At 60.0% G+C, this 18,654-nt stretch carries 14 protein-coding genes; 8 read left to right on the forward strand and 6 right to left on the reverse strand.

Annotation, left to right across the window (positions count from 1 at the left end; translation table 11 throughout):
* The first annotated feature begins 790 nt into the window (after positions 1-790).
* The 3 genes from GTP55_RS13190 (at position 791) to GTP55_RS13200 (ending at position 4,672) form a co-directional block, all read left to right on the forward strand.
* Positions 791-2,338 (forward strand): recombinase family protein, encoded by a 1,548-nt coding sequence (locus GTP55_RS13190; protein ID WP_161045397.1) that lies wholly within the window; start codon positions 791-793, stop codon positions 2,336-2,338.
* A gap of 742 nt (positions 2,339-3,080) precedes the next feature.
* Positions 3,081-4,208 carry an amidohydrolase family protein gene (locus tag GTP55_RS13195; RefSeq protein WP_161045398.1) on the forward strand — a complete coding sequence of 376 codons (1,128 nt, stop codon included), beginning with the start codon at positions 3,081-3,083 and terminating at the stop codon, positions 4,206-4,208.
* 77 nt (positions 4,209-4,285) lie between these two features.
* Positions 4,286-4,672: a hypothetical protein gene (locus GTP55_RS13200; protein WP_161045399.1), complete on the forward strand. Its 387-nt coding sequence runs from the start codon at positions 4,286-4,288 to the stop codon at positions 4,670-4,672.
* A gap of 352 nt (positions 4,673-5,024) precedes the next feature.
* Here the strand turns inward: GTP55_RS13200 and GTP55_RS13205 are convergent, their stop codons facing one another.
* The 4 genes from GTP55_RS13205 to imuA all read right to left on the reverse strand — a co-directional run bounded on the left by GTP55_RS13205 (position 5,025) and on the right by imuA (position 11,445).
* Positions 5,025-5,819, reverse strand: coding sequence for a DNA-binding protein (locus GTP55_RS13205; RefSeq protein WP_161045400.1), 795 nt, complete (start codon positions 5,817-5,819; stop codon positions 5,025-5,027).
* A 282-nt stretch (positions 5,820-6,101) separates the two neighbouring features.
* Complete coding sequence (locus GTP55_RS13210; RefSeq protein WP_161045401.1) at positions 6,102-9,284, reverse strand: error-prone DNA polymerase; 3,183 nt, start codon at positions 9,282-9,284, stop codon at positions 6,102-6,104.
* Positions 9,285-9,299: 15 nt separating this feature from the next.
* Positions 9,300-10,772, reverse strand: coding sequence for a Y-family DNA polymerase (locus tag GTP55_RS13215; RefSeq protein WP_161045402.1), 1,473 nt, complete (start codon positions 10,770-10,772; stop codon positions 9,300-9,302).
* Positions 10,699-11,445 carry a translesion DNA synthesis-associated protein ImuA gene (gene imuA / locus GTP55_RS13220; RefSeq protein ID WP_229257913.1) on the reverse strand — a complete coding sequence of 249 codons (747 nt, stop codon included), beginning with the start codon at positions 11,443-11,445 and terminating at the stop codon, positions 10,699-10,701. The genes GTP55_RS13215 and imuA overlap by 74 nt, the downstream gene beginning before the upstream one ends.
* A gap of 218 nt (positions 11,446-11,663) precedes the next feature.
* On the opposite strand from imuA, the gene GTP55_RS13225 reads away from it, so the two are divergent.
* Entirely contained in the window at positions 11,664-12,368 is a 705-nt protein-coding gene (locus tag GTP55_RS13225) for an antitoxin Xre/MbcA/ParS toxin-binding domain-containing protein (RefSeq protein WP_161045403.1), read from the forward strand.
* Positions 12,361-12,990 carry an RES family NAD+ phosphorylase gene (locus GTP55_RS13230; RefSeq protein WP_161045404.1) on the forward strand — a complete coding sequence of 210 codons (630 nt, stop codon included), beginning with the start codon at positions 12,361-12,363 and terminating at the stop codon, positions 12,988-12,990. Before GTP55_RS13225 ends, GTP55_RS13230 begins: the two co-directional genes overlap by 8 nt.
* 645 nt (positions 12,991-13,635) lie before the next feature.
* Here GTP55_RS13230 and GTP55_RS13235 read toward each other — a convergent pair.
* Positions 13,636-15,558 (reverse strand): NACHT domain-containing protein, encoded by a 1,923-nt coding sequence (locus GTP55_RS13235; RefSeq protein WP_161045405.1) that lies wholly within the window; start codon positions 15,556-15,558, stop codon positions 13,636-13,638.
* A 453-nt stretch (positions 15,559-16,011) separates the two neighbouring features.
* On the opposite strand from GTP55_RS13235, the gene GTP55_RS13240 reads away from it, so the two are divergent.
* The gene (locus GTP55_RS13240; RefSeq protein ID WP_161045514.1) at positions 16,012-16,638 is read left to right on the forward strand and encodes a tyrosine-type recombinase/integrase; all 627 of its coding nucleotides are present in this window, start codon (positions 16,012-16,014) and stop codon (positions 16,636-16,638) included.
* 29 nt (positions 16,639-16,667) lie between these two features.
* On the opposite strand, the gene GTP55_RS13245 is transcribed toward GTP55_RS13240, so the two are convergent.
* Positions 16,668-16,958 carry an H-NS histone family protein gene (locus GTP55_RS13245; RefSeq protein WP_161045406.1) on the reverse strand — a complete coding sequence of 97 codons (291 nt, stop codon included), beginning with the start codon at positions 16,956-16,958 and terminating at the stop codon, positions 16,668-16,670.
* Between the two features lie 181 nt (positions 16,959-17,139).
* On the opposite strand from GTP55_RS13245, the gene GTP55_RS13250 reads away from it, so the two are divergent.
* Both GTP55_RS13250 and GTP55_RS13255 read left to right on the forward strand, forming a co-directional pair.
* Positions 17,140-17,550: an ankyrin repeat domain-containing protein gene (locus GTP55_RS13250; protein WP_161045407.1), complete on the forward strand. Its 411-nt coding sequence runs from the start codon at positions 17,140-17,142 to the stop codon at positions 17,548-17,550.
* Positions 17,551-17,967: 417 nt separating this feature from the next.
* Positions 17,968-18,492, forward strand: a complete 525-nt coding sequence (locus tag GTP55_RS13255) for a hypothetical protein (protein ID WP_161045408.1) — start codon at positions 17,968-17,970, stop codon at positions 18,490-18,492.
* Positions 18,493-18,654: the final 162 nt, after the last annotated feature.

An 18,654-nucleotide genomic window follows, 5' to 3' on the forward strand; every position in this document is an offset into this window, starting at 1 on the left:
ATGAGAATCAGGGCGCGCGACACTCGTTTGTCGATCGTATTCGTTGCGGATGAATCGTTGATGACGAATCAGCGACAAATATACGGTCAATTTGGCAAATTTTTATATTAAATTTATTATGTTGTTAAATGTGTCAATGTGACAATTGGAGAGATCCCTGCCTTGAAATGGGCGCAAGCTCAAGGGTTTTGCAGGACTAGTTCTACAAGACACTGATTGTCTTGAATTTCTCGGCGTTGTCGGATGAAGTGGGTTGCCATCAATGGCGGCTGGCTTCTGCGTCAAGTTGTTCCCATTTTTGTTGGGTTTTCGCTGGCTTTGCGCGGACGGGGGTGTGTGGTCCTGCGGCGCTAGTGCCGGTTCGCTGGCGTTTGCGCGCTGTGCGGCCGGACGGTCGCACAGCGCGCCTGTCGGGCCAGACATGTCTTGGTAGGCGTCCGATTGATCGACCCCATCTTTACCAACGGCCCCAAGGCAGACACCAAATGCAATCGCGCGGTCAACGACTCGGCAAGACACCTCAGCAGTGCATTACAATCGGACCAAACATCGAAGTAGCTCACGGTCGAGGAATGAAGTCGCGGAAATGACGAGCGTATCGCCGCTTGATGCTGTTGCACTTTGCACGCGCATCTGCCTGCCACGAAGCCGATTGGGGGAAGAGCGTGCATTGCTTGGCGTACCGCAACGCGCGCGTTGATGTTGTCAGGTAATTTGCTTTTCGAGTGATCGATGTTCGTTCATTCTCAATTCGCACTTTAGCCGGCTGCAGATGCGCGGTGGAGGCGGTATGGAGACAGTCGCGGTGCCAAGCGATGCGCCGTCCAAGTGGTCGGCTGCAGCCTACGTGCGCATGTCGACGGCGGCGCAGGACTGTTCAATCCAGTACCAGCTGGATGCGATAGGCCGCTACGCCTATGAGCGAGGCTTGGCGGTGGTGCGCACGTTTGTTGATGCAGGGCGGAGCGGATTGAGGCTGGAGAACCGCCCGGGACTGCTGTCGCTGTTGGACGAGGTGACCGGCGCGCACTGCGGATTTTCGGTGGTGCTGGTCTACGACGTGAGTCGTTGGGGGCGGTTCCAGGATGTTGACGAAAGCGCCTACTACGAGCACTTGTGCCGTCGCAGCGGCGTTTCCGTGCTCTATTGCGCCGAGGCATTCGTCGCCGATGGAACGCCGATGAATGCGCTATTGAAAGGCATCAAGCGCATCATGGCGGCGGAATACAGCCGCGAGCTGGGCGCCAAGGTGTTGGCGGCACAGTCCCGTTTTGCCAGCATGGGCTATAAGCAGGGCGGCAAGCCGGGATATGGCCTGCGCCGGGTATCCGTGAAGGCGGATGGCGCCACGCGCACGCCGCTGCTTGCGGGAGAGCGCAAGTCCGCTTTGACCGACCGCGTCGCATTGGTTCCCGGGCCGGCAGAGGAAGTGGCGATGGTGCGCCGGATTTACCAGCTGTACGTCGCGCAGGACTTGAGCGACCGGCGTATCGCCGCGTTGTTGCGCAAAGAAGGCGCACCGCGCCTGCCCGGCGTGCCCTGGAGCGCCACCGCCGTACGCCGCATTTTGGTCAACCCGCGTTACTGCGGCGATCTGCTGTACAACCGGACCACGCGCCGCATGGGTAAAGCCATTGCTCGCAATCACGCAGCCGAGTGGATCTGCTGTCACGACGCACTGCCGGCCATCATTGATCATTCCTTGTTTGATCGGGCACAGGAGATCAGGCAGCGTCGCGACAGCGGATCGCAGCGCGAAGCGGTGCTGCAACAGTTGCGCGCGCTTTATCAGCGTCACGGCACTGTCAGCATCGCGCTCTGCCGTCACGATCCTTCCCTGCCGGGGGGCAACACCATCAAGGCGCTGTTCGGCGGATACCTGCGCGCCTACGCCGCCGCTGGACTGCCGCCGCTGGGCACGGCGAGCGGCAGTCTGCATGCCCGTACCAGCCGCTTGCTGGTGACAGACCTGCTTGCTGACGTGCGGCACTACACAGTGCTGGCCGGCGGCACCGCTGACGCCACTGCGTGGCATAACACCGTTTTGCTCAACGACAGTGTGCGGGTGAAGGTCGCGGTGGCGGCCTGTCGCCAGGACGCCGCTGGACGGCGCCGCTGGCGGATACCTTTGTGCCTGGCGATGCCGGCTGATTTTATGCTGTGTGGATTGATGGATTGCGACAACAGGGGGATCGGGCGCTATGTGCTGCTCGCGCTAAATGAGTTTGCACAGGATGCAATGTTCATCACGGAGCGGAGCATGGCGCGGGTGGCGAATGCATGCCACGATAATTTGGCGCAGATGTTCGGCTTGTCTGGAGACGCGTCCGCCGCATGATGTCCGGCTTGCACGCTGGCGATGATTGCCCTGCGAATGACGAAGACTTGTCGCTGCTGTCCACGCCAGGGTGCGTGGCGCAATGCCGGTGACCGACGCGTTGTCGGCGACGGGTGAACTTACGTCGATCTGGCGTGGTAAGTGGTACGGGTCATGCGACGTGGCTGCTGGTGGACGTCGTCAATCATTCGCATCGTTGCGATGCGTGTCGGTTATCCGAACGCTTCGCAGATAATGGCGGGGACGCGGATGGATGCGCGACGCTTCCGATGTGGTGTGCCGCGTAATGGCAACACTGAAAAAAGCGGCCGATGGCCAGCGGCGTGCAACGCGTTTGGTCATCGGCCGCAAGCCCGGCGCGGTGGGGGGGAAGGGCCAGCGCCCAGCCGGTACTACAAGGGGGACCAGGAGACACAAACGAGCCGGCGGCCGCTGACAGAGTCATCGTAAGCTGTTGACGGAAAGCCGGTTTGCGCGGCGTCAGCGGCAGTGCGTTTTGGCCGCGGTAATTGTACTCAGCTAGCCGTGGGCACCACTGAGCGTTACCACAGGGACTGCTCGGCTAATTGCTGGCTGGCCGTGCTCACCATCGCGAGGAACCGCGTGATCATTTGCGCATTTTGCGGTGCGGCGAGGTGCTATCCTTTTCCATGGCTGAGGCTTGCGCTATAAGGCGTGGCGAGAGGTCGTCGACGGCGCGCTGCCGTCGGCTTTTCCTTCACTGACCACACGGAGAACATCGATGATTGTTTTCAACGCAGAGACCATGCGGGTTGGCGCGGCGTCGCTGCGAAGCGATGCAGTTTACAAAACCGTGTTGCGCGGGGATGTGGTGAGCATGGATCCGGCGGTGGGGATGCTGCGGCGCGGCAAGGTCTGCATTGCCGGCAACACGATCGCCCACGTGCTAACGGCCGATGCAGCAGTGCCGCCCGAATTTGACGGTGTCGTGCCGGTTGATGCGGCCGGCACCATCTTTCCCGGCCTGGTGGACCTGCACAACCATCTGACCTACAACTTCGTGCCGCTGTGGTTCGTGCCGCGCCGGTATACGAACCGCAACCAGTGGCGCAACGAGCAACCAGCTTACGCGCATGATATCGCGTTGCCGGCCTCCATCCTGGCGAAGAACCCCGACAAGGATTACTCGCGGGCCATCGTCCGGTATGCCGAATGCCGTAGCCTGTTGGGCGGCGTCATGACGGGCCAGGGCATCTCCGCCTCGACGCGGGATGGCTTTCGCACCTATTTCGAAGGGTTGGTGCGCAACGTCGAACATCCCGCCGACGCGGATTGGGCGGCGTGCGGTGGCCAGACGCTGGACTACCTGCCGGCGCAGATCGCGACCGAGCTGGTGCCGGCCCTGGCGCGCGGCAAGCCGTTCTTCTATCACCTCAGCGAGGGAACGGACGCGGATGCCCGCGCGCGGTTCCAAGATCTGCAATTGGCGGACGGCAGCTGGGCCATTAAGCCGTCGCTGATCTGCATTCATTGTGTCGGTCTGCAGCCGGCCGACTTCGACCAGCTGGCGGCGGCCGCCGGCATGGTGTGGTCGCCCACCAGCAATTTCCTGCTATACGGCGAGACCGCCCGGATCGCGGAGGCCAAGCGGCGCGGGATCCCCATCGCGCTGGGCGTCGACTGGGCGCCAAGCGGCTGCAAGAATATGCTGGGCGAGTTGAAGGTCGCGCGATCCGTCAGCCGCGCGCTGGGCGATCTCTTTTCGCCCGAAGAACTGGTCAGCATGGTCATCGTCAATCCGGCTCGCATGATTGGCTGGGAGCGGCACATCGGACGGATCAAGCCTGGCCTGCGCGCCGACATGCTGGTTATCGAGGGGGGCGCATTGAGGACCCGTACGCGGCGCTGATTGACGCGCGCGACGACGCCATCCGCGCGGTGCTGATCGACGGCCGGCTTCGCTTAGGTGAGGCGGGCGGGTTCGCCGTGGGCACACCCGAAACCAGTGAACTGTTCATGGTCGGAAGGAAGCAGTATTTCCTGGATTTGACCGAGCCCGGCAACGACGCAATGGGCGGCATGTCGCTGGCGACGGCGATCGCCAAGCTGGATTATGGCTTGCGACATTTGCCGGAACTCGCGGCGGTGCCGGCGCCGACGGCGCTGGGTGTGCTCGCCACGCGCGATGACTGGACGCTGGACCTGGAGTTCGACGATGCCGTGCCGGACGGCCGTTCCTTGCTGGCGTTGACGCCACCCGAACGCGTGGATCCGATGCAGCTCGATCCGATCACCGCAGTTGACGATCCATCGTTCAGTGCGCGGCTGAAGGCCAATCCCAATCTGCCGGCGTTTCTCAAGGAAGCGCTGTAACAAGCTGCTCGCCGGTGCGTGATGGGCGGGTGTCGATGGCTACCTCTGCCCGCGGCCCGCCGGCCGTACTGATCGGGCGAGCTCAAGGTATCGGTGCGCGGCGTGAACTGCGAGCGGACGGCGGACAAAGGTCGCTTGTTGCGGCTATGCGGCAGCTGTTTCGTCAGACCGTTTGGAAGACTGCTGTGGCGGCGACAACAGGCCGAACGATCAGCCGCGACGCGGCAAGAGTTGATTGTCTGGTCGACGAAACAGGAAGCGTTATCTGCATGCACTAGCCACCTTGCCTTGACTCGTTTCAGCTAAGCCGTGCGACGGCGCGACGGTCCGAGGCGGATGACTTGCGATCAGCTCAAGCATCCCGGCGACCAATGCCTTGCGCCCTCAGTGCGGTCAGTTCCCCGCGCAGGCTGGCTGCCTCCTCGCGTGCAAGCGCGAGCACCGGACCACAGGCCAAGTGGGCGTCGGATACCTGCTGCAGCGCTGCGGCTTGCGCTGCTTTCAAGTCGTGCAGTTCGCGCGTGTGCACCTGGCGCATCTCGTCGATGTATCGGTTGGCGCTGGTCAGCGCCGTGAGCAACTCACCGTGTTCGCGCCGCAGAACCTCCGCATGCCGTTCAAGTTCCGTGATCCGGGACCGTGCATGCTCGGCCGCGGCGCGCAGCAGAGTGTCTTCTTGAGACAGCGCGTCGGCGCGTTGCTCGCTCGCCTTCATGTCCGCAATTGCCTGTGCGCATTCCGCTTGAGCGCGTCCAACCAGTGTTTTCTGGTCCTCGAGTTCCTGCGCCTGCGTTTCGAAGGCGCTGGCGACCTGCTGGTTCAATGCTTCCAGTTCGGAGCGCTCGGCTTGCCAGGCCGCTTGCGCCGCTTGCAGGGTCTCGTTGGCCAGCGCCGTCGCCGCCTGCCACAGCGCTTGCAGGGCGTCGTCGCTGGCCTGTTGCAGCGGTGCGGGAACATCAACGGCGATCGTCGCCACCTGCGCTGTCTGCGCCTTGCGCCATTCGCGCATTCCCACGCAGGCGTCGTTCATATTGACCTTGGCGACTTCCCGCACCGCGCCGACGGTAGGAAAGCTGTCCCCGGCGCCGTTCGATTGGTGCAGCCGATCGGCGGCGGCGAAAATCCGGTCGCGTATGCGGACGTCCATTGCGTTCTCCTGCGTCAGTCAGGTATCGAAGATAACGTGTCGGTTAGCCGCCGGTTTGCGCTACGTCTAAGAGACGTTGGTTACTGCCGATTACCGCGCCCTGTTCGGTAGTGATCGCTAATGGATAACAATAAGAGGAATGACGAAGTGATGGTAATAACGAGTAGTAATAATAAATAAGAATAAGGCGGAGCAGTTGTGGGCGTGCGAACGGCGGCTCAGGTGCCTGGTCGCACTGCTGCACGAAGCTGCGCGCTGCCCCGGTGCATGTCGATACCGAACTTACTGAAAATCGCGGCTGCGGGTATCGAGTTCGCCGAGCAGGTGGCTCAGGTCGACCAGGCGCTTGGCCACCAGGTGGCGCACGTTGTTCGCTTCCTGCCACTGGCCGTAAACGCCCAGCAGCCGTGCTCCCATCACTTCGCGGCGTTGTTGTTCGACCAGACTGGGCCAGACGATGACGTTGACGTTGCCGGTCTCGTCCTCCATGGTGAGGAACACTACGCCCTTGGCGGTGCCGGGGCGCTGGCGCACGGTGACCAGGCCGCAGCCGCGCGCCAGTTGGCCGTCGCCGTAGTGCTGTAGCACCTCGGCCGGCATGAAGCGCAGTGCGCGCAGGCGTTCGCGCAGGAAGCTCAGTGGGTGGCGGCCGAGGGTCAGGCCGAGGTGGCGGTAGTCGGCCACCAGGTCTTCCGCCTCGGACGGCGCCGGCAGCCGGAGCGGCTCTTCGGCGATGTGGGCCTCGCGCAGCAGGCCCTTGTCCGGCGTGCTGCCGGCGGCGTTCCACAGCGCTTCGCGGCGGTTGCCGCCGAGCGGCGCCAGCGCGTTGGCGCTGGCCAGCAGCTTCAGCTGGGCGGCGTCGAGGCCGGCGCGCACGCCGAGGTCGTGCAGGTCGCGGAACGGCTGGACGGCGCGCGCCTCTTCGATGCGCCAGGCCGCGTCCTGCTGCATGCCGCGGATGTTGTTGAAGCCGAGGCGCACGGCGTGCTGCGGCCGGCCGGACGGCTCCAGCGCGGCTTCCCAGCCGCTGACGGTGACGTCGACGGGGCGCACCTCGACGCCATGGCGCACGGCGTCCTGCACCAGCTGGGAGGGGCTGTAGAAGCCCATCGGCTGGCTGTTGAGCAGGGCTGTGAGGAAGGCCGCCGGCTCGTGACATTTCATCCAGCTCGAGGCGTAGGCCAGCAGCGCGAAGCTGGCGGCGTGCGATTCCGGAAAGCCATAGTCGCTGAAGCCGCGGATCTGGGCGACGATGGCGGCGGCGAACGCGCTGGTGTAGCCGCGTTCGGCCATGCCGGCCATCAGCTTGTCCTCGAACTGTTCCAGCCCGCCCTTGCGCTTCCAGGCGGCCATCGCGCGGCGCAGCTGGTCGGCCTCGCCGGCCGTGAAGCCGGCCGCCACCATGGCGATCTGCATCACCTGCTCCTGAAAGATCGGAATGCCCAGCGTGCGCTCCAGCACGCCCTGGATCGCCGCGCTGGGATAAGTGACCGGGTCGGTGCCGTTGCGGCGCCGCAGATAGGGGTGGATCATGCCGCCCTGAATCGGGCCGGGACGGATGATGGCGACCTCGATCACCAGGTCGTAGAAGGTGCGCGGGCGCAGCCGCGGCAGCATCGACATCTGGCCGCGGCTCTCGATCTGGAACACGCCGACGGTGTCGGCGCGGCAGATCATGTCGTAGGTGGCCGGGTCCTCGTGCGGGATGTCGTGCAGCTCGACGCGTTCGCCGCGCAGGCCGGACAGCAGCTCCAGCGTGCGGCGCATCGCGCTGAGCATGCCCAATGCCAGGATGTCGATCTTCAGCAGGCCGACCGCGTCCAGGTCGTCCTTGTCCCACTGCACCACGGTGCGGTCGGCCATGCGGGCGTTTTCCACCGGTACCAGGCGCGACAGCTTGCTGTGGGCGATGACGAAGCCGCCGGGGTGCTGCGACATGTGGCGCGGGAAGCGCATCATGTGCTCGGCCAGGTAGGCCCATTTGTGGGCAATGTCGGAGGCCGGGTCGAGGCCGCAGCTAACCATGCGCTCGGCCAGCTCGGTGCGCCCGCCCCAGCTGTGGCCGGCCTTGGCGACCTTGTCGACGATGGCCAGGTCGACGCCGAGCGCGGTGCCGACGTCGCGCAGCACGCTCTTCGGGTGGTAGCTGATGACCACCGCCGTCAGTGCCGCGCGGTCGCGGCCGTATTTGCCGTAGATGTACTGGATGACTTCCTCGCGCCGCTGATGCTCAAAGTCGACGTCGATGTCGGGCGGTTCGTTGCGCTCCTTGGAGATGAAGCGCTCGAACACCAGCGTGCCGCGCGCCGGGTCGACTGCGGTGACGCCGAGGCAGTAGCAGACGGCGCTGTTGGCGGCGGAGCCGCGGCCCTGGCACAAAATGTGATTGGCGCGCGCGTAGCGGACGATGTCGTAGACGGTCAGGAAATAGCTTTCGTACTGCAGGTCGGCGATCAGTTGCAGCTCGCGCTCCAGCAGGTCCTGCACGGCGGCCGGGATGCCGTGCGGATAGCGCCAGTGCGCGCCGAGATAGGCCTCGGCGCGCAGGTAGCCGGCCGGCGTCTTGCCGGGCGGCACGATCTCGACCGGGTAGTCGTAGCGCAGCTCGTCGAGCGAGAAGGTGCACAGCTTGGCCACCCTCACACTTTCGGCCAGCATGTCGCGCGTGTACAGGTTGCCCAGGCGCAGGCGCGAGCGCAGGTGCTGCTCGGCGTTGGCGGCCAGGCGGTAGCCGCAGCGCGCCACCGGCACGCCGTGGCGGATCGCCGTCATGGTGTCCTGCAGCGGCTTGGCCGAGCGCACGTGCATGACGACGTCGCCGGTGGCCACCACGGGCAGCGCGAACTGGGCGGCGACGGCGCACACGGTGGCTTTGTGTTCCTCGTCGCGCGAGCGGAAGTGCAGCGCCAGCGCGATGCGCGCGCGGCCGGGGGCGTTCTGTAGCAGCCAGGCGGCGTGCCGTTCCAGCACGGCGGGCGCCTCGCCGTAGCGCGGCAGCAGCACCAGCTGGCAGTCGGGCAGGCCGCGCAGCGCGGCCAGTTCGGGCGGCGGCGCGGCGATGTCGCGCGGCCGGACCAGGTAGCTGCCTTTCTCGGCGCGCCGCCGCCCGACGGTGATCAGCTCGCACAGGTTGCCGTAGCCGTTGCGGTTCATCGCCAGCACCAGCAGCCGGAATGGCGGGCTGCCGTCCTCCGGCGTTACCGTCATCTGGCTGCCGATCAGCAGCTTCAGGCCGAGTTCCTTGGCGGCGCAGTGGGCCTTGACGATGCCGGCTACGGTGCACTCGTCGGCGATGGCCAGCGCGCGGTAGCCGAGCTGGGCGGCGCGCGCGACCAGCTGCTCGGGCGCCGAGGCGCCGTGCAGGAATGTGTAGTGGCTGACGCACTGCAGTTCGGCGTAGTCGGGCAGCGCGGGTGTGGCGGATTGAGGGGGCGGCAAAGCGGCGCCGTCGGGCAGGGTGTGCATGGCGGAGGCTCCGTGTCAGGCGTACATGCCATGCAGGAACCAGCGGGCGTCCTGGCTGCGCTCGAGGTAGATCCAATAGCAGGCGGCGTCCGTGCCCTGCGCCACGTAGTAGTCGCGGCCGACGGCCTGGTCGTCCCACCAGCCGGCTTCCAGCCGTTCCGGGCCGCGGATCAGGCGCAGCGGACTCATATAGAACGGCCGCTCGTCGCGCACTCGCAGCGCGATCGGCTGTTGCAGCACCCAGCATGGTCGCTCCAGCAGTTCGTCGGCGTCGGCCGCCGGCTTCATGGACCGGGTGGCCGGTCCCCAGCTGTTGCACTGTTCCGGACGGTGGTCGGGGGTGTCGAGCGGCGTCAGCACGTTGTCGGGTCCGAGCCGCGCCGACAGCAGTTCCAGCAGACGCTTGAAGTCGGCCGGCGAGCCGCCGGGTTCGGGGAACAACTGGGCGTTGGGCGGCAGCATGGGCTGCAGCTGGCCCGCGTACAGCGCCAGGCCGATCACCGGCGCCTGCAATTCCAGCTTGGCCAGCCGTTCCTTCAGCAGGCGCAGCAAATGGGCTTCCTTCCACGCCGGCTCGGCCAGCATGATCTCCAGCAGCGTGGGCGGCACGGCGGCGCGGCCGCGCTCATGCTCGAGCCGCAGCGTGAAGGTGATCACGGCCAGCTGGCGCGCGGTGAGCCAGCCGGTCATCTGCAGGATCAGCGCGGTGGCGCCGACCAGCAGCGCCTCGGCGTGCTCGATGCGGCCGAAGGTCTCGACGTGCGCGGCGAAGGTGGCGGGGATGGCCATCCACTGGTGCAGCGCTTGGGCGTCGCCGTAGGCGTGGTCCAGCGCCGCCAGCAAGGGCTTGCCGGTGCGGCGCAGCAGGCCGGCGCGCGGCAGACGGCGCAGCGCCCCCAGCTGTCTGGCGCCGATGCCGTCCAGCCAGACGAGGTGGGCTTGGGCGGCCGGTTCCAAGGCGCAGGGCAGGCGGTCGAGGCGAGCCGCCAGCGTCGCCAGGCGCAGGCAGCGCCGGTGCGGCGGGCGGCGCTGCGCGGGGGCGTGCGCCAGCAACCAGGCGCCGTGCGCAGTGGGGGCGGCGCCGAGCACGGCCGTAAAGCCTAGGCGGGCCATGCTGGAGCGTACCTGCCGGGACAGCGCCAGCGGGCCGCCGAACAGGCGCAGGCTGGCGCCGACGTCGAGCAGCAGGCTGAAGCCGGCATCGAAGGCGACCTCCGGCGTGAATTGCAGCAGGGCCAGCGCGATCGCTTCCAGCACCGCCGCTTCCTTGCCAGTATCGCGTTCCAGCATCACGGTGTCGGGCGCGATGGTGGCGACGCCGCCACTGCGCATGCCGACCCGCACACCGGCGGCGACCGCCAGCGGCGAGGCGATCAGCACCTGGCCGTCGTCCATTACCGCGTAAGCGCCGGCCTCAGACCAGCACCGGCGCAGCGTTTCGAGCGGTAATAGCGGCAGGTGCAAACTGAACAGCAGGGGCGTTTTCATGGTGCAGTGGGTGGCGCCCGGCGGGCATATCGGGTAAAGGGATGTACAGGGCCGCATCGCAGGCGGGGCCGCGCCGCTTTAGCACGTCGACGGCGACGCCGCCCACGGCCGGGCGCAGACCCAGGCGGAGCGGGGCGGGCGAGGCTTCGCTGGCGCAGGACAGCGGGCGCATCAGCCAGAACCAGGTGTCGGTGCTCTGCGCCGCCAGGTGCAGGCGCCGCAGCGACTCGGAACGGATATGGGTTTGCCACAGCACCACCGCGCCGCAGCTGCCGTTGCGCAGGATCTGCTCGGTGGCCCACTGCGCGTCGCCGGCGCGGTCGGCGCGCAGCCACAGCAGCCGGCTGGTGTCGATACCCCAGGTCTTCAGCGCCCTGGCGTGCGGCAGGTAGGGCGGCTGCACCAGAGCGATGCGCTGGTCCTTGGCCAAGGCGCGCAGTATCGGCTTGAGCAGCTGCAGTTCGCCAATGCCGGACTGCTGCAGCAGCAGTTCAACCAGTGTCGAGCGCGGCCAGCCGCCGTTGGGCAGCTGCGCATCGAGGGGTGCGTGGCCGGTGGGCTGCACCGGCGCGCGGGAGACCGCCAATTCGCTGGCGCGCCACACGTCGGGCAATGCCGAAGGAGGCATGGCGCTGTCGGGGATGGGCTGGCGTTGGAGGGCTGTGCAAAGCATGATTATTATCAAATAGTACTGTATGTGTGTACAGTATAATCCATGGGCGCACTGATTGCGCAAGTCCTTTTTGCTTCCGTGCGGAAAGGGGATGTATGCCAGGGCGCGCTGTCAGGCGCATTGCTTGGTATTGTTGCGTTAAGTGCCTTTGCGCCGGAGTGATATGAGATTGGTGATGCGCTATAATGATCACTAATCTCAGGTCGCGGGAGGAAAACATGGCGAAGCAAACTATTCAGTTCCAGGTGAAGCCGCGCCGCCAGCGTACTGGCGGGCTGATGGTGTTGGAGCGGCTGTCGAACGAATCCCGGCGGTATGCTGGGGGGGGGGAGAAGGCGGCGTCGCAGTCGATGCCGACGGTCGGCGAAAGTCAGGCGTTATTTACACAAACGCTGGATTCGATTTCCACACTCGACCGCAGGCTGCGCGATGTCATCGCCCTGGTGCAGCAGATCATCCCTGACGTTGATGGTACATTCGATCCCGTTCTGGAACAGACGCCAATCCGGCTGCACGACCCGGTGCAGGAGCGCCTGCGCCAGCGTGCGGCGACGGCGGTGTTGAACGGCACCGAGTGGCTGACCTCGGCCCAGGTGGATGCGCTGGCGCCCGGCGCTGACAAGCGCAACAACGCGCATGCGCGCGCCAACCGCCTGCTTGGAGAGGGCAGGGTGTTCGCCATCGAGCAGGGCGGGCGCAAGCACTATCCCCGCTATGCGTTCGATGCGCTGGGCACACCGCATGGGGCGGTGCGCGAAGTGCTGCAGGCGTTTGGCGACGCTCCCCCGTTGCGGGTGGCCAGTTGGTTCGAGTCGACCAGCGCCGCGCTCGACGGGCGCCGGCCGCGCGAGCTGCTGGACAGCGATCCCGTCGCCGTGGTGCGCGCGGCGCGCGAACATGTCGCAGGGCCGCTGCATGGCTGACGCGCTGCCTTACCGCACCATCCAATTGGATGCGGGGAGTTGGTATCGCGTGCACCAGTTCGATGCCGTGAGTGGTAAATACGGGCCGACTACCTTCAACGACAGCGGGCGCGGCAACGCCCGCTTCAGTCCGCTACGCGATCCCGCCACCGGCAATGTCATTCCCACCATGTATGCGGTCAGCCAAGTGCGCGGCGCGCTGGCGGAGATCCTGCTGCGCGATGTGCCGGAGCCGTCCGCCGGTTTTTTGTACGATTGGGAGCGCGACCGCGCCAGCGACCTGCACCTGAGCGCCATCAGGCTGCCGCCGCTGCGCGTCGTCAACCTGACCAGCACTGGCTTGCGCGCGGCAGGTCTGCATGACGCCGGCCTGTTCGCTTTTGCCGCGTCGAGTTATCCGGCGACGCGGGCGCGCGCGCTGGCGGTATGGGAGGGCATACCGGATGTGCAGGGCCTGTGCTGGATGTCGGTGCGCGACAACCAGTCGATGGCTGTCATGCTGTTCGGCGATCGGCTGGATCCTGCGTTGTTGTTCGTGGAAGCAGGGCCGACCCCCATTGCGGCTTATCAGGCGAGCGTTTTCGGTTTGCTCGATGAACTGGGGTGCGGGCTGGCGCTGTAGCGGACGGCGCCCAAGTTTGCCTTCATGATTCGGTGCATCGTCCACATGGTATTTCGTGTACAAACCTTCGATGTGCATTGGCCGGTGACGTTGAGAATTATCCAAAGATTGCTGGGCAGAGAGTCGATTTTTATATCGATCCAGATATTTGGGCGGCAAGTCTAACGGGCCGAAGGACTGGTTTCGCCCCATCGGACCCTCAAAATTTTCGACGCTTATTGCTCATTTGGAATACCGATAAATTGGTGCGATGATTTTTTGACGGAATTTTTCGCAGTCCACCGAAATAGGAAGAGTTGGTAGTTTCAGTGCAGAATTTAATAACAACATTTTTGATATATGCTATTTTAACTTCACGCCCCTAGTTGTCCCGGTCAAAAATCTACTGTGATGCGCCCTTCTTCCGAAACGGCAGGACTGAAAGGCCGACTCGCTATAGCGAACTATGATATAGCTCGCCGCTCGCACGGCCAAGCCAGCATATGCCCTTATTCACCCAGAGCAATGCCGAGACGCACCGCTTCAATGTCGCGTTATGCGGTATCCAGTTCATCATTCTTCACCTCTGTATTGCAGGGCACTCATGCTTGCAATTTCGCTCCAAATTTAGATATTCGCGACAGGAATGGTGCAAAAAAGTCCTTTTTACCATGGCTCTACTGCCTGCTTGGCTTTTATTTCCTTTGCAATCAGTGTTAAATAATCCTGCGCCGCAACAGGATCGAATTTCCAATCAGTATAATACTCCAAGTAAGTGTTTATTTTTGCGAAGACTGAAGGGTGATTAAAAGGGTTATCTGGCGAATCGGTAATTTCCAAGAATTCCACCGGTGGAAATTCATCGTGCAGACTGCCTTTTGACTTGTTCAATTTGCTAATAAATGGTAATTCAAAACGCCCTTTTGTACTTTGAATAAACCGATCAATCTTGGTAGCCCTCGTTCCAAAACCTGGGCTTCCATAATGAACAGCGGTTTCATTTAAGTTGTCGACAGATTTCCCGGAAATCATACGCTGATACAGAATTCGACCTTCGTTATGGTCTGGCTGCGTTTTGGTGTGTTGTACTCGAAGGAAGAACTGATTTCGCCCTGCGGTAAGTGCGCGCCTCTCGTTAATTAATGAGGTCTCCATGGATGAATCAACGTTCACGTAGCTCTCGTTGTACGCCGTAAGCAGACCTTCCGCTAGCCGAGCGCCAACTGACTGGTCGAAAACGGCTCTATCAATATCGGCGCACAACATTATCAAGTTCAGATGCTTCGTTGCGTCACTACTCTCGTAATAATCAGATAGTATGCTTACGTGTTTGCCTTTTGTATTTTTGCATATATATTGCGCGGCAAAATATTCTTGAATTGAGCGATGACTCCAGCGCAAGTAATTACCATCGACCACTAAAAGTGGTACAGCATGGGTTATATCATGCAAGATGTTTGATGAGGATATTTTTTGAGCCGAAGTTAAGGTCTTCGCACGCTCGATGAAGTCCAATGCTTCCTCTTTCGTGAACTCAGTTTTGCTAGCCTTATACGTTGTTGCGCCTAAAGCGCGAAGCAAGTGTTCTAGACGGTCTATATCTAGTCCGCTACGCTTAATCCGTTGAAATTCGCCGCCTTCTTTTGTTAGGTCATGGGATTCATACAAAGACTCATATACTTGTCGATAAAAAATATGGCGTTTAAGTGGAATAATGTGTTTATACTCGAAGGACTTAAAAAGAAGCGAAGTAAGCAGCGGATTTGTCAAAAATTCATGGATTGCGTTATTTTCCGGAAGATCTAGTTTCCCAATTAGCATTTCAGCCAGCGCGGCATCGGCATATTTTCGCAATAAGGTATACGCTTCCTGTTTTTTTAGTGGTTGAATTGTATAGCGTTGAAACTGGGCAAACGCTGTTAAACCAACCTCTTCTCGCGAAGTTAATATGAACTTATTTCCTGGCGATTTTTCTATAAAACTTTGTATCGCAGCGGTGACGCTAAGTCTCTCCGCTTCAGGTATTTCGTCATACCCATCAAGGAAGATAACAAAATCTCCAGATGCCAAAAGTTTGAAGAAAAGATCTGGTTGACATTTCCCCCCTACGTCTGAGAGTTGAGTTAAGATGAAGTCCAGCAAGGATTGTTTGCGTGTCAGCTTTCTTAGTTCGACGAAGATTGGAATGCCAGCTTGTTGCGAAACACATTTAAGGAAAAGATATTTTAATAAAGTCGTCTTCCCCATGCCGGCAGTATCAACTATGAGAAGTTTTTGTGTTTTATTGATCTCATCTCCGGGGTAATCAATAATTGTAATTTTATTTTTCTCCCTTGTTTCTACGAGGGTGAGTGGAATGTAGAAGTCTTCCAATAATCGTTGCTCATTTTTAAAAACAACGGAAGTAAAATATGAGTGTCTTTCAACCGCGTTGTCGAGATACTTTGTATAGCTACCGAAAAAGTGGTGAAATGCTACCTGTGCTTGTGCAGAAATCTCATTTTCAATTTTTTTTACCAATGGTTTAAGAAGACGTCCCACCAATTCGGCAGCAGGTTTGGCTATAAGGGCTAAGGTAGCAGGTTCCATGTGTTTTTAATAATATAGAAGGGTGACTTTGATATTTAAATGGGGGGGATGGACTGTTCTTGGCCGGTCGCTGTGTCCTGCTGTTGCCGACTTTGATAATTTGTCGGGGTCTGGCACTCTCGATTTTTCTTATTCAATGCTAGCAAAAAAAATGCTAGTCAGTCTTGCAAATATGCCGACAAACATTGCACGGCCCCAAACGAGTTGATGGGCATCGCTAAGAAAGCGGGTGTATAGCAGGGTTCCAGCTGCTGAACTAGTGGGTGAAACAACAAAATGTTTCATGAATTTCCGTTTTATGTGAGCCGAATCGGGCTTCCCTATTGGCCGACTGCAGCCGATCAGCTCAGCATACCACTATTGCCTATGTGAAAAATGCGCAAATTCTAACGCGCGATAAGGCCCTACTGATAAAGTCGGCGCATAGTGGAGCTCCAACAAAGGAGGTCCATCATTAACACAAACACTTCCGCTTCCGAGCGCCGTACGCCATGGAACAAGGGCAAGTTAGTGGGTCAGAAGGCGCCGCTACGCATCAGTGAGATCTGGGCTATTCGAGTCCGGCTTGAAATCTACGGACGCCAGCGAGATCTGGCACTCTTCAACCTAGCGATCGACAGCAAGCTGCGCGGTTGTGACTTGGTACAACTACGCGTTCTCGATGTCATTCACGGCAGTTACGTGGCCAGTAGAGCAACCGTGATGCAGCAGAAAACGAAGCAGCCCGTTCAACTCGAATTAACTGCCGGCACCAGGAAAAGTCTGCTTGAATGGATTCATGCTGCCGAGCTGCGCCATAACGATTTTCTATTCCCGAGCCGAATAGGCGAATCCCTGCATATCTCCACCAGGCAATATGCACGAATAGCACATCAATGGTTTGATGAAATTGGCCTAGACCCAACTGCGTACAGCACACATACGCTGCGGCGAACCAAGCCCACGCTCATTTATCGCCGCACAAAGAACTTGCGCGCCGTCCAACTGCTACTCGGGCATACACGACTTGAGAGCACTGTTCGATACCTCGGTATCGAGGTAGATGATGCGCTTGAAATGGCTGAGCAAACTGACGCCTGATACAGCAACGTGGGCGCGCACCGGTTCTATCATCGAATCAGGTAATCGTCTTTATCTTTGCCCGCAAGCCATTTGGGCGCGCGTCCACGGCCGGTCCAGGTATCGCCAGTCGCCTCGTCCTTGTATTTGACTTCTACTGGCTTGCGAGGAGCTTTAGGTGTCTGCTTGGCACTCCCGCTGATATCAGCTACAGTCAATCCGTATTCGTTCATGATCGCTTGGATCTTTGCCTTGGCTTCTGAAACTTCTGTACGCCGCGCTGCTTCAGCTTTGGCCTGAAGTTCGGCGATTTGTTTTTGATAGTCTTGGTAGGTAGACATTGATGGTCCTTTTAGTGATCTGTGGTGAGCTAATTGTACAAGGCCCTAATTCTCTGCGGCGACTATTTGATAATGAGTGTATTTTAGACCCAAGCAACATGCTATCCTGAACAGCGACTGGCTTCGGCCAGCAGCAGACATACAGACGCGATCAGAATGAGTGAAGGGACAGAAGTTTCCAATGGCACTTCGTGAAGACTGGTTTGAAGCCGAGCAGTTGCATCGTGCTGCACGTGATGGAAACCTCAGTGAAATATCACGCCTCGCCAGTGAGGGCTTTGATATTGATGCATTTGATGACTTGAGTCGTGCCCCATTGCACTATGCCGTTGAGGGTGACAGTTATCAAGCGGCTCAGCTTCTCTTGGAACTTGGTGCTAACGTGAATCGGCATGAAGAGGAGTTGATTGGAGAAACGCCTTTGAGCCTGGCAGTTCAGGGAGAATATCCTGAAATTGTTGAGTTGCTGATGGCGCATGGCGCTGATCCTGACATCCAAGGTTGGGTAGGTCTGACCGCACGAATACGAGCAAAAAAGCGTCGCGACGATGCTGGCCGACGTATTGCAGTAACTATCGAATCGTTCGGCTAACGGCCAAGAGCAGTCGGTGAAGAGCTGATTAGATACGCCTTCCATTTCCAGTTGGCGCTTGATATGAGAAATTTTATTGTCTTTGTTTTTTGGTACCTGGTTCACTTTTTCCTTATCGGAGCTTTAGCGGGATTCTGGGTGCACCTGGACAGCAGCACGTTAACGGATTCCGAACTTGGGCAACGTATTGGTCACCTATTGGGCTTGTGGGCGCTTGGACTTCCTTGGTTCGCGACCTTTTTTGGCTGGCACTTCGGTTGGCTGCCATTTTTCAAAAGAAAGAAGAATGAGCATAGCTCGGCTCCGTCTGACGTAAGCTAGTCATAATTCGGCCACAACCGGACTTCAAACACATTTTCTGGTTTTACCAATCGGCTGAAGTAATAATGTCCCTTCGATACGTAAGTACACTGCACCATGAAAATATCGAATAACACTTCTCGACAAGGTATTCGTTGGCGCTGGCACTGTCTCCGGCTTATTGGACTGGCGCTGATGCTGGCTGCCTTCTGGTACAAAGATCGAGCTGTCGATTTAATCGCGACAAGCATCGTGGTCTTCGTCGGCGCTCTCGCGTCCAAGGCACTTGGTGAGGATTTGCTCGTCGAAGTGTTCGATGACGGTGATCGATTGCGATTTGAACTAGATGAAGTGCATGTTTCTATTAGCCTGACGGATGTTAAGGAAGTCATATTTAAGGATGGGGGCGATGGAAAGGACACTGTCACGATTTTGATTTGCCACGATACTCCGTTTGGCCGGCAGGTTGAACTCGTCCCAGAACCGAATCTCAAATTCCAGGGAAACCCGAAGCACTGGTTCAATGACCTGCAAAAACGAGTGTTCGAAGCGAAAGCCAACGTCGCTGCCGCTGTCAATGGAGAGTCTGTTGATGCCTCTTATAAATCCATCTTGGCAGCGGGTGATCAGAACCGGATGTGATAGTACGATGGCGGATTGCTGATTTCAGCTCCTAACGGCCAAGAGCGGCCGGTGAGTTTTTGGGAGGATTGGTGAGGCAATATTTGAGGTTGATGCGTCGGCATAATGAGACCCTCTCTTCAGAGGGGGAACTTGATGCATTGTTGAATCTGCTGAAGAATG

This window comes from Duganella margarita (assembly GCF_009857535.1).
Lineage (GTDB): Bacteria > Pseudomonadota > Gammaproteobacteria > Burkholderiales > Burkholderiaceae_D > Rugamonas > Rugamonas margarita.

Excerpts from the sequence above, each read along its gene's own strand:
- GTP55_RS13245 (WP_161045406.1), bottom strand. The coding sequence starts at position 16,958 with ATGTCTACCTACCAAGACTATCAAAAACAAATCGCCGAACTTCAGGCC.
- GTP55_RS13210 (WP_161045401.1), bottom strand. The coding sequence starts at position 9,284 with ATGCACACCCTGCCCGACGGCGCCGCTTTGCCGCCCCCTCAATCCGCC.
- GTP55_RS13195 (WP_161045398.1), top strand. The coding sequence starts at position 3,081 with ATGATTGTTTTCAACGCAGAGACCATGCGGGTTGGCGCGGCGTCGCTG.
- GTP55_RS13235 (WP_161045405.1), bottom strand. The coding sequence starts at position 15,558 with ATGGAACCTGCTACCTTAGCCCTTATAGCCAAACCTGCTGCCGAATTG.
- GTP55_RS13190 (WP_161045397.1), top strand. The coding sequence starts at position 791 with ATGGAGACAGTCGCGGTGCCAAGCGATGCGCCGTCCAAGTGGTCGGCT.
- imuA (WP_229257913.1), bottom strand. The coding sequence starts at position 11,445 with ATGCTTTGCACAGCCCTCCAACGCCAGCCCATCCCCGACAGCGCCATG.
- GTP55_RS13230 (WP_161045404.1), top strand. The coding sequence starts at position 12,361 with ATGGCTGACGCGCTGCCTTACCGCACCATCCAATTGGATGCGGGGAGT.
- GTP55_RS13215 (WP_161045402.1), bottom strand. The coding sequence starts at position 10,772 with ATGAAAACGCCCCTGCTGTTCAGTTTGCACCTGCCGCTATTACCGCTC.
- GTP55_RS13225 (WP_161045403.1), top strand. The coding sequence starts at position 11,664 with ATGGCGAAGCAAACTATTCAGTTCCAGGTGAAGCCGCGCCGCCAGCGT.
- GTP55_RS13250 (WP_161045407.1), top strand. The coding sequence starts at position 17,140 with ATGGCACTTCGTGAAGACTGGTTTGAAGCCGAGCAGTTGCATCGTGCT.
- GTP55_RS13255 (WP_161045408.1), top strand. The coding sequence starts at position 17,968 with ATGAAAATATCGAATAACACTTCTCGACAAGGTATTCGTTGGCGCTGG.
- GTP55_RS13205 (WP_161045400.1), bottom strand. The coding sequence starts at position 5,819 with ATGGACGTCCGCATACGCGACCGGATTTTCGCCGCCGCCGATCGGCTG.